The organism is Undibacterium sp. Di24W, from assembly GCF_049340325.1.
Classification (GTDB): Bacteria; Pseudomonadota; Gammaproteobacteria; order Burkholderiales; family Burkholderiaceae_D; genus Undibacterium.
Map to the genome: position 1 here is coordinate 24,526 of NZ_JBMPOP010000010.1, position 13,003 is coordinate 37,528.

The 13,003-nt window shown below is 47.7% G+C and carries 10 protein-coding genes; 9 read left to right on the top strand and 1 reads right to left on the bottom strand.

What is annotated here, in order from left to right; genetic code table 11:
- Window positions 1-173: 173 nt before the first annotated feature.
- Window positions 174-1,415, bottom strand: a complete 1,242-nt coding sequence (gene lysA / locus ACO0KZ_RS18405; protein WP_422997907.1) for a diaminopimelate decarboxylase — start codon at window positions 1,413-1,415, stop codon at window positions 174-176.
- A gap of 142 nt (window positions 1,416-1,557) precedes the next feature.
- Between lysA and ACO0KZ_RS18410 the strand changes: the two genes are divergently transcribed.
- From ACO0KZ_RS18410 to ACO0KZ_RS18450, 9 genes are all read left to right on the top strand, one after another.
- A complete protein-coding gene (locus ACO0KZ_RS18410) occupies window positions 1,558-2,019 on the top strand; it encodes an Lrp/AsnC family transcriptional regulator (RefSeq protein ID WP_422997909.1) in 462 nt (153 codons plus the stop codon).
- 101 nt (window positions 2,020-2,120) lie between these two features.
- A complete protein-coding gene (locus tag ACO0KZ_RS18415) occupies window positions 2,121-3,539 on the top strand; it encodes an MBOAT family O-acyltransferase (RefSeq protein WP_422997911.1) in 1,419 nt (472 codons plus the stop codon).
- An 11-nt stretch (window positions 3,540-3,550) separates the two neighbouring features.
- A complete protein-coding gene (locus ACO0KZ_RS18420) occupies window positions 3,551-4,843 on the top strand; it encodes a hypothetical protein (RefSeq protein ID WP_422997913.1) in 1,293 nt (430 codons plus the stop codon).
- A gap of 193 nt (window positions 4,844-5,036) precedes the next feature.
- Complete coding sequence (locus tag ACO0KZ_RS18425) at window positions 5,037-6,305, top strand: efflux RND transporter periplasmic adaptor subunit (RefSeq protein ID WP_422997915.1); 1,269 nt, start codon at window positions 5,037-5,039, stop codon at window positions 6,303-6,305.
- Window positions 6,306-6,359: 54 nt separating this feature from the next.
- Window positions 6,360-7,088 (top strand): ABC transporter ATP-binding protein, encoded by a 729-nt coding sequence (locus ACO0KZ_RS18430; RefSeq protein ID WP_422997917.1) that lies wholly within the window; start codon window positions 6,360-6,362, stop codon window positions 7,086-7,088.
- Window positions 7,089-7,105: 17 nt separating this feature from the next.
- Window positions 7,106-8,419 carry an ABC transporter permease gene (locus ACO0KZ_RS18435; RefSeq protein ID WP_422997919.1) on the top strand — a complete coding sequence of 438 codons (1,314 nt, stop codon included), beginning with the start codon at window positions 7,106-7,108 and terminating at the stop codon, window positions 8,417-8,419.
- A gap of 15 nt (window positions 8,420-8,434) precedes the next feature.
- Entirely contained in the window at window positions 8,435-9,682 is a 1,248-nt protein-coding gene (locus ACO0KZ_RS18440; protein ID WP_422997921.1) for an ABC transporter permease, read from the top strand.
- A 140-nt stretch (window positions 9,683-9,822) separates the two neighbouring features.
- Window positions 9,823-11,169 (top strand): sigma-54-dependent transcriptional regulator, encoded by a 1,347-nt coding sequence (locus ACO0KZ_RS18445; protein ID WP_422997923.1) that lies wholly within the window; start codon window positions 9,823-9,825, stop codon window positions 11,167-11,169.
- A gap of 166 nt (window positions 11,170-11,335) precedes the next feature.
- Entirely contained in the window at window positions 11,336-12,766 is a 1,431-nt protein-coding gene (locus ACO0KZ_RS18450; RefSeq protein WP_422997925.1) for a sensor histidine kinase, read from the top strand.
- The last annotated feature ends 237 nt before the right edge of the window (window positions 12,767-13,003 follow it).

Here is a 13,003-nt window from a genome sequence, read left to right on the forward strand (position 1 = left end):
TCGTATCTCGTCGGTTTTTCATGACTCTGTTTGGATCGTTCGATAATGATTGCTTCGCACGAACATGAACTTAGTTTTGCTGTGAAAGACTAAACATCCTATTCACTATATCGAATAGGTGATTCGGGGCAAGCTCCACGTGGTTAAGCAATAGCCAGACCCCGCCTAGTCCCTTATTCTTCTAAATTGATCAACTCCTGAATCGTCTGCCGACGACGAATCAAGCGAAGTTGCTCACCATCCACCAATACTTCGGGAATCAAAGGACGTGAATTGTAATTTGACGACATACTCGCGCCATAAGCACCGGCGTCGTGGAAGACAAACAGGTCGCCGATTTCGCAGCTTGGCAAATCTTGATGCGTGACTACGCCGCCTTCTTCTTGCGTGAAGACGTCACCCGATTCGCATAGTGGGCCTGCGACAACCGTTGGGCGCGTGCTGCCTGTGCGTGCTTGTCCGTCAGACGTATGGGCGCTGATGCGATGGTAGCTGCCGTACATGGATGGGCGCACCAGGTCGTTAAAGCCCGCATCGACAAACACAAAGAAATTACTGCCAACTTGTTTTTGTGCACGCAGCTCTGAAATCAAAATACCTGATTGTGCGACTAAGAAGCGACCCGGTTCGATTTCCATGGTGATCTTGTGACCCAGATGGCCTTCGATTTGTTGGCGTGCCTTGTCCCAAATTTCGAAATAATGGGCGGTATCGACATCGGGTTCACCTGCTTGATAAGGGATGGATAAACCGCCACCGATAGAAATCGCATCTAGGTCGATTGGACAAGCTCTGACTTGCGCGATCATTGCGTCGCACACACTCTGCAAGTGATCGTAATCTACGCCCGAGCCTATGTGCATGTGCAGGCCGACCAATTTCAAACCGTATTGTTGGATCAACGCGTAAGCTTGCGGCAGTTCTTCGTGCCAGATGCCATGCTTGCTTTGTTCGCCGCCGGTATTGGTTTTGCGACTATGACCGTGACCGAAACCAGGATTGATGCGCAGCCAAACTGGGTGGCCGGGGTTTGCTTGCCCCAATTGCTCTAGCATTTGGGGGGAGCCGCAGTTGACAGGGATGTTGAGTTCGACAACGCGTTTCAAGGCATGGCGATCCAGTAGATCTGCAGTAAATACGATAGGGGAGTGTTCGGATTGCAGTGAAGGATCAAAACCCGCGACTAAGGCCCGCTCCACTTCTCCTAGTGACACCGAATCGACTAACACACCTTGTTCACGCATCAGGCGCAGGATATGAATATTGCTACAGGACTTTTGTGCAAAACGGATGACGTCAAATTGGCGCAAACGATCAATTTGCGAACGTATCATTTGAGCGTCATAAATCCAGCACGGCGTTTGAAAATCATGCGCGATTTGGCTGATGTGTGCTGCGGTGATAGCGTTTTTCATGTGGTAAACAGAGCCTTCAAGCGAATAAAGTGGAATTTGGAATAGCACTACTGTAGCGCGTACAATACGAAAATTAAATGGGTATTCAAAGGTGAGAGATTACTTTCGCCGTGAATTCGTCAGAATTTCCGAGGTTTTGCTTATGAATCCAAAAATTGACCAATACGACCAAAAAATCCTGCAATTGTTGCAAGAAGATGCGCGTATGTCGCATGCCGAACTGGGGCGTCAAGTGCATCTGAGTCAGCCTGCAGTTTCAGAGCGAATTAAGCGACTGGAAGCCAGTAATATTATTCGTGGCTATCGCGCCGATATTAATCCTAAAGCGCTCGGTTATGAAATCACCGCCTTGATCCGAGTATCGACGCAACAAGGCCGACCGTACGCACACTATGTCGCAAATTGCCCTGAGATTATTGATTGTTATACCGTTACCGGTGAAGATGGCGCGGTGATGCGTGTACTGGCGAGCGATGTTGAACATTTGCAACGCATTATTAATGAACTCAATGCCTTTGGTTCTACGTCCACCGCGATAGTGTTGACCACGCATGTTTCCGGAAAAGCGATTGCGGTGCCAGGTATCGGGCACGAGAAGTTTTGAGTCTTGCATTTTTGTCGCTCGGCGATCGCATGACTAAGGCGTAGTCTAAAGCGCGATAAACTCAACAAAGAAACTTAATTTTAATAAGAAAAAGTTCGCTCATGGTTTTTAGTTCCATCACTTTCCTGTTCTACTTTCTGCCGATTTTTTTATTGCTCTATGTGCTGCTGCCATGGCGCAATGCCGTGCTAGGGCTTGCTAGTTTATTGTTTTATACCTGGGGTGAACCAAATAATCTTCCTCTGCTGTTAATCTGTATCACCGCGAATTATGCGTTTGGCCGCTGGATAGGTTGGGCGCAACAGACGCAGCAGTCTGCTAAGTTTCCTTTTGTATTGGCGATCGCCTTTAATCTTTGCGGTTTGGCTTACTACAAGTATTACAATTTTGTGATGGACAGCCTGATGCAATTGGCCGCGCCATTAGGGTGGGTAGTTGAACCAACACAACATGTAAGTTTGCCATTGGGAATTTCGTTTTTTATCTTTCATGCGATTTCCTATTTGGTAGATATCTTTAGGCGAAAAACAGCGCCAGAAAAAAGCTTCATCGCTTTGTTCACTTACATCATCATGTTTCCACAATTGGTCGCTGGACCTATTGTCCGGTTTTCCTCAGTGGCGAAGCAATTGCATCAGCGACGTTTTTCTTGGGCGCGCGCTGATCTTGGTATTCGGTTTTTTATACTAGGATTGGCGCAGAAAATATTGCTGGCCAATACCGTCGCACTCACTGCCGATCAGATCTTTGCTTTGCCTGCGAATGCTTTGTCGAGCGGTGTCGCGTGGTTGGGTGCGATTTGCTACACCTTGCAAATCTATTTTGACTTCGGTGGCTATTCTTTAATGGCGATCGGTTTGGGTCTCGTCTGTGGGTTTTCTTTCCCACGTAATTTTAACTTTCCATATGTTGCCCAATCTGTGACCGAATTCTGGCGTCGATGGCACATGAGTTTATCGCGCTGGTTCCGTGATTATGTGTATATCCCTTTGGGCGGCAATCGTGGTTCGTCTGCGCGCACTGCCTTTAATCTGTTCACGGTGTTTTTTCTGTGTGGATTATGGCATGGAGCTAATTGGACCTTCGTTGTTTGGGGTATGCTTCATGGCGTTTTTTTGGTGGTTGAACGGACTGGCTTTGCTACTTGGATCGCTCTATGGGCACGACCATTTCGACATATCTACACGTTGCTGGTGGTGGTGTTTGCCTGGGTTTTATTTCGCGCTGACACGATCTCACATGCATGGTCTTTTTTGACTACTATGTTGGGCGCGGGCAATGGCGATAAAGCATCATCCTTGGCCGCATTCGTCAGTCCGAGTTTGTTGTTGGCGTTGCTTATTGGAAGCCTGCTGGCGACGCCATTTCAAAAAATGGCGAGTCAGGTTTTATCTCGAATAGTTCCTCAACAGAAGCGTCTAAAGACCATTGAAAACCTATTTTTGATTGGCTTGTTCGTATTGAGCATGATCAGTCTGGCGAGTGGCGTTTACAACCCTTTCATTTATTTCCGTTTTTAAGGGGTATGGTGATGAGCTTTTCTACCTTGATAAGAAAGTGGTTCGCACAACTGGTTCAGCGCAGTTTTCTGTTGCTTTGGTTCGGCTTGTTGTTGATGCCCGCGTTGATCCATTTGACGAAAATCGATGTGCCCGATGCGACGCTGGAGAATCGTCAATTGGCAGCAATACCTTTGCCTATCAAAGATCTCGATTCTGCATTGAATTGGACCGCGCAAATGGATGCGTATTTGAAAGACCATTTTGGTTTGCGCCAGACTATGATTGCCTGGAACAATCAAATTCGATACTTTGGTCTCGGTGAATCTGCGTCACCACAATTGACTGTCGGCAAAGAGCATATGCTCTTCTTCAATTCGCATGAGGCGGCATATCCAAATCGAATGTTGAATTTTTTGTGTGGGAAAGACATAAGGCCTGAAATCATCAATGAACTCGCGACACGTGTTAGTGGCTTTTTATTAAAGGCCAGACAAATTAATCCAAATACCTCAATCGGCTTTGTACCAACCAAGCCTGTCTTGTATACAGAGTATCTGCCCGACTGGATGCAGGCCGAATGTCAGCAAAAGACGCATACGCTGCCCGTTTTTTTACAAACTATCGCACAGTTTAATGCGACGGACGCACAGCAGACAGCATTATCAGCGTCAATCTATTATCCGTGGACGGCGATGCAAAAGCTTAAGTCTTCGGTGCAGCTTTATCCTAAGGAAGATTTTCATTGGCATGGTCGTGGAGCGCAGGTTTTTGCTCAGGATATTGCGGAGCGTCAATGGCAGTTACCAGCGTTGCGCCATTTTAATTTTTATCGAGAAACGGTGAGCTCCGATATGCAGAGATTCATGCCGGGTGTCGCGCTGAAACCGACGATTGAAAGTCCAGACTATGCCAACGCGCAAATCACTGCTTGCCTTGGACCGCAATGCTTTCCAGAGCTAGCGAGTGCTGCTAAGTTGAGTGACGTGTCGCGTTATCGCTTAATTCCAGCGGGAGTCAACCCAAAAGGAAATAACCGGATTTCAGGCAAAAAGCTACTATTGATCTCTGATTCATTCGGTAACGGCGTCGCCGGTTATTTCTCGGCTTACTTCGATGAAGTTTGGCATATCTCGATCAACAATTCTGGTCAGCTCTCTAGCCAGGAGATGCTTGACTTGCAGGCAAGTTTTGAAAGCTACGCCCCGGATAAAGTGCTGTATCTATTGCATGATTATTCGCTGACCTGCTTTAGCGGCAAGCTTCACTATTGTCCCGTCGATTTGGTCAAAGTCTTAAGTCAACTTCATCCTAAGGCTAAATAGTATCCAGCCAAGTTCAATCAAGTCTTTGTCCGTGCTGTCCCCGAACATCCGTACGGACACCGCGGACAGCTCATTTTGGCATAAGTTATAAAAAATAACCTATGTAAATCAAACACTTATTCAATTTTTAGTACTTGGCACGTTTTCTGCTAAAGAGTGGTTATTCGTAATAACCTTTTTAGTGAGACGCAAGATGATTCGTGATACCTCAGGTCAGGACGCCGTGATTGCAGCACCGCCGCTTTGGCGTCGTAAGAAGCTATTGGTGAGCCTTGTTTTCGCCCTCGCATTCTTCATTCTTTGTTTATTCTTGGTACGCGCCTTTGCTAATAGCAGCAAATCCATTAACGCATCGCGCATCAAAATCGCCGAAGTTACCCGCGGTACCTTGGTACGTGACGTCGCCGTCAACGGTCGTATGGTGGCCGCCATCAGTCCTACTTTGTATTCGACAGCACCGAGTACCGTTACCTTGAAAGTGAAAGCTGGTGACATGGTGAAGAAAGGCGATGTTGTCGCCGAATTAGAGTCGCCTGATCTCACCAGTTTGCTCAAGCGCGAACAAGCCAATTACGATCAATTGGAAGCGGAAGTCGCGCGCCAAAAGATCTTGGCGCGCAAACAGAAATTGATTGCCAGACGCGACGCCGATCAGGCTGAAATCGAACGCGTTACCGCTGCCCGCACTTTTGAACGCTTTGAGAAAGCTGGCCCTTCTGGTGTGATTTCTAAGATAGATTACATGCGGGCACAAGACGCTTTGAAAACTGCCGAAATTCGCGCCAAGCACGCTGAAGCAGCAACTGGCCTAGAAAACGAAGACGTCGATCTGAATCTGAAGACCAAAAGTGCGCAGTTAGAACAGCAACGTTTAGTGCGCGATGATGCAAAACGCAAAGTTGAAGAACTGCGCCTCAAAGCGCCAGTGGATGGCATGGTCGGTACTTTGTCCGTAGCGAACCGTAGCGTGGTCGCAGCCAATACCGCCTTGATGACTCTGGTTGATCTGTCTCAATTGGAAGTTGAGTTGGAAATTCCTGAAACTTATGTCGCTGATTTAGGTTTAGGCATGACAGCCGAGATTACGATCAATGGCGTGACTGCCAAAGGCAAATTGTCGGCCTTGTCGCCTGAGGTGGTGAAAAACCAAGTCTTAGCACGTGTTCGTTTCGATGGCGCGCAGCCATCTGGCCTGCGTCAAAGCCAACGTGTTTCAGCTCGCCTGCTCATAGAAGAAAAACCGAATGTCTTGATGTTGGCACGCGGGCCTTTTGTTGAAAGTGAAGGCGGTCGTTTTGCTTATCTCGTGCAAAACAATATTGCCACTCGCATTCCCTTCAAGTTAGGTGCAACTAGTATCTCGGCAGTCGAAATCCTTACGGGTTTAAAAGAAGGCGATAAGGTCGTGGTAGCAGGAACCGATCAGTTTGAAAATGCAGAAAAAGTGTCACTGAATAATTAGTCAAAATAAGCAAGTTAGTAAATACGAACTTCAAAAAATCATAAAGGAAACGCCATGTTACATATGAAAAATCTGAGCAAAGTGTATCGCACTCACATGATAGAAACGCATGCTTTGCGTGGTTTTGAAATCCACGTTAAGCAAGGTGAGTTTGTGACGGTGACAGGTCCATCCGGTTCCGGGAAAACAACCTTCTTAAACATCGCGGGTTTGTTGGAAGAATTCACCGGCGGCGAATACTATCTCGATGGCGTTAACGTCACTCGCATGGACGACAATGCGCGCACCCGCATGCGTAATGAAAAACTGGGGTTCATTTTCCAGGGCTTTAATCTCATTCCCGATTTGAATTTATTCGACAATGTGGATGTGCCTTTACGTTATCGCGGCTTAGCTGCCAAAGAGCGTAAAGAGCGTATCGAAGATGCGCTGGCACAAGTAGGTTTATCGTCTCGTATGAAACACTACCCCGCTGAATTGTCGGGTGGTCAGCAACAGCGTGTAGCGATTGCCCGTGCTTTGGCGGGATCACCAAAATTGTTATTGGCGGATGAACCGACCGGTAATCTGGATACGCAAATGGCGCGTAGTGTGATGGAATTGTTGGAAGAGATTAATGCCAGAGGCACCACCATACTGATGGTGACCCATGATCCGGAATTGGCTATACGTGCGCAGCGTAATGTCCACATCATCGATGGGCAGGTCTCCGATTTGGTACGTAAAACACCTAGCCTCGTGGTCGATCACCACAATGTTGAAACCAATTTGCATATTGCATAAGCCGGATAGGACTCATCATGTTTCAATATTATTTTTTACTCGGCATAAAGAGCTTACGACGCAATCCTGCACTTACCGCTTTGATGGTGTTAACTTTGGCTATTGGCGTTGCTGCCAGCGTCTCGACTTTGACGATATTGCATGTCATGTCTGGCGATCCGATTCCTCAAAAGAGTGATCGCTTGTTCACCGCTATTCTCGATCCGGCACCAAAAGAAGGTTATACACCGGGTGATGAACCGAACGATCACCAATTTACTTATAAAGACATCAGTAATTTACTCCTTAGCAAACAAGGTGAACGTCGTGCAGCGATGTACGGCATCGAGGCAACCGCAGAACCAGCACGCAAAGATTTGGGTGCGATCTCTATGGAAGGCCTAGCGGCAACAGCGGACACTTTCGCTATGTTTGAAATTCCCTTTGTGAGTGGACAGGGATGGCAGGCTTCTGAAGATAAAAACTCCGCTGACGTCGTTGTTTTGAGTAAAAAGATGGCAGAGAAATTCTTTGGCGCTGCGAATCCCGTGGGACAAAAACTTCGTATGCTGAAAGGTGATTTTACGGTAGTAGGTGTTGCCGATGACTGGGCACCTAAGCCGAAATTCTATATCTTTAACGGGCGCGAAGGCGCATTTACCGAAGAACCGGATTTCATCCTGCCATTGAGCAACGCGATACGTCGCGAGACAGCGCATTCCGGTAGTATGGGTTGTACTGGACGTTCTGAACCGGGATGGGAAGGGCGTTTAAATTCTGAATGTACCTGGTTTCACTTTTGGTTTGAATTGAAATCGCCAAGTCAGCGCGCTGAATTGCAAAACTATTTGGATAGTTATGTAGCAGAGCAGTTTAAGTTAGGCCGCTTTCAACGTCAGGCGAAAAATCGCTTGTTTAATGTGCGTGAATTTTTAGTTGAGATGCAAGTGATAGGCGACGATAGCCGCTTGTCGGCCTGGTTGGCATTTGGTTTTCTTTTGCTTTGTCTGGTTAATACAGTAGGTTTATTGTTGGCGAAATTTTCAGTGCGAGCCTCTGAGGTGGGTGTTAGACGCGCACTGGGTGCCTCGCGAAAAGAGATCTTCACGCAGTTTTTGATTGAGACTGCCGTGGTGGGTTTGGTCGGCGCATTGTTGGGCGTGTTATTGGCGGCTGGCGCTCTGCAGTTGATTGCTTTGCAATCGAAGGCATTGGCTGTAGTCGCACACATGGACTGGGCGATGTTAGGTTTGACGTTTTTAATGTCGGTGAGCGCGGCGATGATCGCCGGTCTGTTACCAACCTGGCGTGCATGTCAGGTGACGCCCGCCATCCAACTTAAATCGCAATAACGCAGGAAATAAATCATGAAAACATTATTTGAACTACGCCCCATCTTTTCTGCGTTAATGCGCAATAAGCTGGGCCCCGTGCTGGTAGCGTTGCAGGTGGCCTTGAGTTTAGCGGTACTCGTGAATGCGATCTATATTGTTAATTTACGCCTTGATGTGGCGGCACGTCCTAGTGGTATTGCGGACGAACAGGAAGTTTTCCGAGTGAATATCAGAAATCAAATTCTGGGCGGACATGAAGATCAACTCGCCCTGCAAAAGCGCGAAGCCGATACGATACGTGCTGTGCCTGGTGTAGTTTCGGTGGCTCGTGTTAACTCTTTTCCTGTATCTCGATCTGGTAGCAATACGTCGGTGTCTGTCGATCGCAAGCAGGAAGTTCCGACCGCTACCACAGGTATGTTTGTGTCGCCAGATTCCTTGGTCAAGATCTGGAAGTTACGCTTGGTTGAAGGGCAAGATTTTCAAGCGGGTGATTTTTCCGAGATTAACCCTAATGTAAAAAATGAGCCCTCGAAGACAGTGATTGTTAGTAAGGCTTTGGCACAGAAGTTATTTCCGGGGCAATCAAATTTCGTGGGAAAAGAATACTTCTTTGGTTCAGGGAATAACGCCAATGCGGTAACCATCATAGGCGTGGTCGATACTTTGCAAACCTCCGGAGCTCAGGCTACACAAAATGGTGAATTTGCGACGATCATTCCAGCACGTGTGACTGGTCAAATCTGGGACGGTTATGCGGTACGTGCAGAAGCGGGACAACGCGATCGCGTGATGAAAGAAGTAGAAGAAGCCCTGCGCAAAGCCTCCGCAACGCCTGTGCATGTTAAAGCCACAAGTATGGAAAAATTCCGTGACGATCGCTATCGCAGTGAAAAAGGTTTAGCGTGGATGTTGCTCGCGGTAAGCGCTTTACTGGTGGTTGTGACTGCTAGCGGTATTGTTGGAATGAGTACCTTATGGGTGGCGCAGCGTCGTAAGCAAATTGGCATTCGTCGTGCATTAGGTGCGCGCCGTATCGATGTGTTGGCCTACTTTATCGCGGAGAATTGGTTGATTACCACGGGTGGTATCGTATTCGGAATCGCACTGGCACTGGGTTTAAACTATGTGTTGGTCGGTCAATTTGAATTGCCGAAACTACCTGTCAGCTATCTTTTGTTGTCACCATTGGTGTTCTGGATTTTAGGTGTGCTTGCGGTGTATGCACCGGCTTGGCGTGCCGCAAGTATTTCACCTGCGACGGCGACGCGTGGCGTATAGTATTGTGTTTTCTGATCTCAGCTTTGTACTGCTTGATGATGCTGATTCTCAATTTTCTTGAATTGGCATCATCGGACTACGCAGTCTGTGTATGAATTGTCGTTGTAATTTTCTATCCTTGTTACCTAGATGTGAGTCTCATGCCCAGTGTTCTAATTATCGATGATAATCCCTCTATTGCGATGGCACTCGATGTGCTGTTGTCTTTGCACGATATCAGCAGTTTCAGTGCGCAATCGCCAGAGCAAGGTCTGGCATTGCTGGAGCAACATGCGATTGATTTGGTGATTCAGGATATGAATTTCACGGAAGACACGACGTCGGGAGAAGAGGGCGTCGCCTTGTTCAAAAAGATCCGCGCACAGCATCCTGATTTGCCCGTGATTTTATTGACCGCTTGGACACATCTGGATGCTGCGGTCGATTTGATCAAAGCCGGCGCTGCGGATTATTTGGCAAAGCCATGGCATGATCAGCGACTGGTGGCGAGTGTTAAGAATTTGATTGAACTTGGACAAGTGAATCGTGCCTTGCAACATCGCGTTCAGCGCGAGCGTAAACAAAAGCGTGAGTTAGAAACCAAGTATGATTTACGTAATTTTGTCTGGCAAGACCCTGCTACCGAACGGGTTCTCGGCATGGCTTGTCAGGTCGCCAAATCGGATGTCTCCATTTTAATCACTGGTCCCAATGGAGCAGGAAAAGAAAGGATTGCCGAAATCGTACAAGCCAATTCTAAAGTCAAAGATGGCCCTTTCGTCGTGCTAAATTGTGGCGCGATTCCTGCCGAATTGATTGAAGCGGAATTATTCGGTGCCGAAGCAGGTGCTTACACGGGCGCTACAAAAGCGCGCGAAGGTAAGTTTGAAGCCGCGGATGGTGGGACTTTGTTTTTAGACGAAATTGGTAACTTACCTTTGGCTGGTCAAATCAAATTATTGCGTGTCTTAGAAACTGGGCGCTTTGAACGATTGGGTTCAAACAAAGAGCGTCAAGTTAAAGTGCGAGTGATGAGCGCCACCAATGCGGACTTGTCGGCAATGATCAAAGCGGGACAATTCAGAGAAGATTTGTTTTACCGTTTGAACGTGATACAACTTAGCCTACCCGCGTTGGCCGACCGTCCTGATGATATTTTGCCGTTGGCGAAAGCATTTTTGGAAGACGGAAAAAGCTTAAGTGCGACTGCGCAAGCCAGCTTGCTGGCGCATGCTTGGCCTGGCAACGTCAGAGAATTAAAAAACGTCATGCAACGAGCGTGTTTGTTGTCGGGCACCGATGAAATAAAGGCGGAAGATTTGGGTTTGCCTATCGCGCATACGGCTACCAATACGGCAGTCTCTGGTGACGCTGAACCCGATCGAGAAGCCATCGAACAAGCCTTGAACAAGGCGCGCGGCGTAGTGGCACAAGCAGCCGCGGATTTGGGCTTGAGTCGTCAGGCATTGTATCGACGTATGGAACGCTTGAATATTTCGCGTTCGTGACTTATTGCTCAGTACTTAGTGACCACGACTTAGTACCGATGACTCAGTTCTCTTGAGTTCACACTTTGACATTTCCCCGGCTAATTTGATCTAGTATGTCGAGAATAGGTCGAAAAGTCGGAGATCAAAGGCATAATCTGGCGATCGCTCATCATTTTATTCAGTTATGAATCTGCCTCCTACTAACACTACAGATAAAGTAGCAAACTCTGCTCATGCTGCAACAACGGCACAGGCCAATAGGCCATCACGAGGCTTGCGGGTTTCGTTGGCGGCACGTTTGTCGCTGATATTTATCTTGATTTTGAGCTTGGCTTTGACGTGCGCTGCGATCTTGGATTATTTCTTTCCACATGATCGCATTTTGATTGCAGGTGCATGTTTGTTGATCTTCATTCCGATTGCGATAGTCGCGGTACGGGGGCAACTCGCTCCCATTCTGGAATTGTTTCGCGCGATGAGCGGTACGGTGCTTAGCTATCAAGACCGGGATTTTTCATTTGGCCTGAATTGGCAGCGCAACGATGAGTTAGCTGATCTGGTCGATGCACATAATGATCTTGGCCATGTGTTACGTGAACAGCGTCTCGACCTGGTGCAGCGTGAATTATTGCTCGATAGCATGTTGCAGAACACGCCGGTGGCGATGCTATTGATAGGATTACGAGGGCATGTGGTGTTCGGTAATATCACCGCGCGACAACTACTGAACAATGGTCGCAAGCTCGAAGGCCATACTCTGGAAGAAATTTTGCAACAAGTATCACCGTCTTTGCGGGAGGCGATGCAACATGGTGGCGATGGTCTATTCACTGTGAATGCCAGTCAACTTTCGACCTCAGAGCAGATCAATGAAGATAATGACGAGGACGAAATTTATCACTTGTCACGACGCAGTTTTACCCTAAACGGCACCGAGCATGAATTGTTTTTGATTCGTCATTTGACCGTGGAATTAAGGCGTCAGGAAGTGCAGACTTGGAAAAAAGTGATACGCGTGATCAGCCACGAGCTGAATAATTCGCTTGCGCCAGTAGCCTCGTTGGCGAATTCGGCTGGCGCCTTAATTAGCCGTGGTCAGTACGAACGTCTACCGGAAATTATGAAAACCATAGAAGAGCGTGCACAGCATTTGGAAAGCTTCATTCATGGGTATGCGCGTTTCGCAAAACTCCCGACGCCGCGCCTGGAAAGTATCAACTGGCAAAGTTTTATCGGACGTTTGCAATCGCAATTGGGGTTTCAATTGATAGGGCGATTGCCAGATGAAAATGTCATGTTCGACGTGGCGCAAATGGAGCAAGCGCTGCTCAATCTCTTAAAAAATGCGCTCGAATCTGGCTCGCCACCTTCTGGTGTGACCTTGGAAGTGAGGCCCATGGTTGAAGGTGTACGCATTGAAGTCAGTGACCAAGGTGGTGGCATGAGCGATACGGTGATGTCGAATGCGCTAGTGCCTTTTTATTCGACCAAACGCAATGGAACTGGTTTAGGCCTAGCATTGGCACGTGAAATCATCGAGGCCCATGGAGGTCGCATCATGCTCAATAATCGCGAAAGTGGCGGCTTAACCGTGAGCCTCATCTTGCCAATTTGACTCGGTTCAAATGAGTTGTTGTAACCCAGATTTTCCAATAGGATTTGTGATGGTGACGGATGCACTTTTTGAGACGGTTTTGTTGCGAATGAGGCGTCAATAGCGAGCTAATGGCAATCAAAAGCAACGAAGAGCAGCAAAAATACGCCGTCAGTTCACAAATAGCACCGCAGGTGTGCCTAATGGGAAATTTGGGTTTAATACGAATGGTGCTGCGACACGCTACTTCGGTACTCT

Excerpts from the sequence above, each read along its gene's own strand:
- ACO0KZ_RS18440 (WP_422997921.1), top strand. The coding sequence starts at position 8,435 with ATGAAAACATTATTTGAACTACGCCCCATCTTTTCTGCGTTAATGCGC.
- ACO0KZ_RS18430 (WP_422997917.1), top strand. The coding sequence starts at position 6,360 with ATGTTACATATGAAAAATCTGAGCAAAGTGTATCGCACTCACATGATA.
- lysA (WP_422997907.1), bottom strand. The coding sequence starts at position 1,415 with ATGAAAAACGCTATCACCGCAGCACACATCAGCCAAATCGCGCATGAT.
- ACO0KZ_RS18425 (WP_422997915.1), top strand. The coding sequence starts at position 5,037 with ATGATTCGTGATACCTCAGGTCAGGACGCCGTGATTGCAGCACCGCCG.
- ACO0KZ_RS18410 (WP_422997909.1), top strand. The coding sequence starts at position 1,558 with ATGAATCCAAAAATTGACCAATACGACCAAAAAATCCTGCAATTGTTG.
- ACO0KZ_RS18435 (WP_422997919.1), top strand. The coding sequence starts at position 7,106 with ATGTTTCAATATTATTTTTTACTCGGCATAAAGAGCTTACGACGCAAT.
- ACO0KZ_RS18445 (WP_422997923.1), top strand. The coding sequence starts at position 9,823 with ATGCCCAGTGTTCTAATTATCGATGATAATCCCTCTATTGCGATGGCA.
- ACO0KZ_RS18415 (WP_422997911.1), top strand. The coding sequence starts at position 2,121 with ATGGTTTTTAGTTCCATCACTTTCCTGTTCTACTTTCTGCCGATTTTT.
- ACO0KZ_RS18450 (WP_422997925.1), top strand. The coding sequence starts at position 11,336 with ATGAATCTGCCTCCTACTAACACTACAGATAAAGTAGCAAACTCTGCT.
- ACO0KZ_RS18420 (WP_422997913.1), top strand. The coding sequence starts at position 3,551 with ATGAGCTTTTCTACCTTGATAAGAAAGTGGTTCGCACAACTGGTTCAG.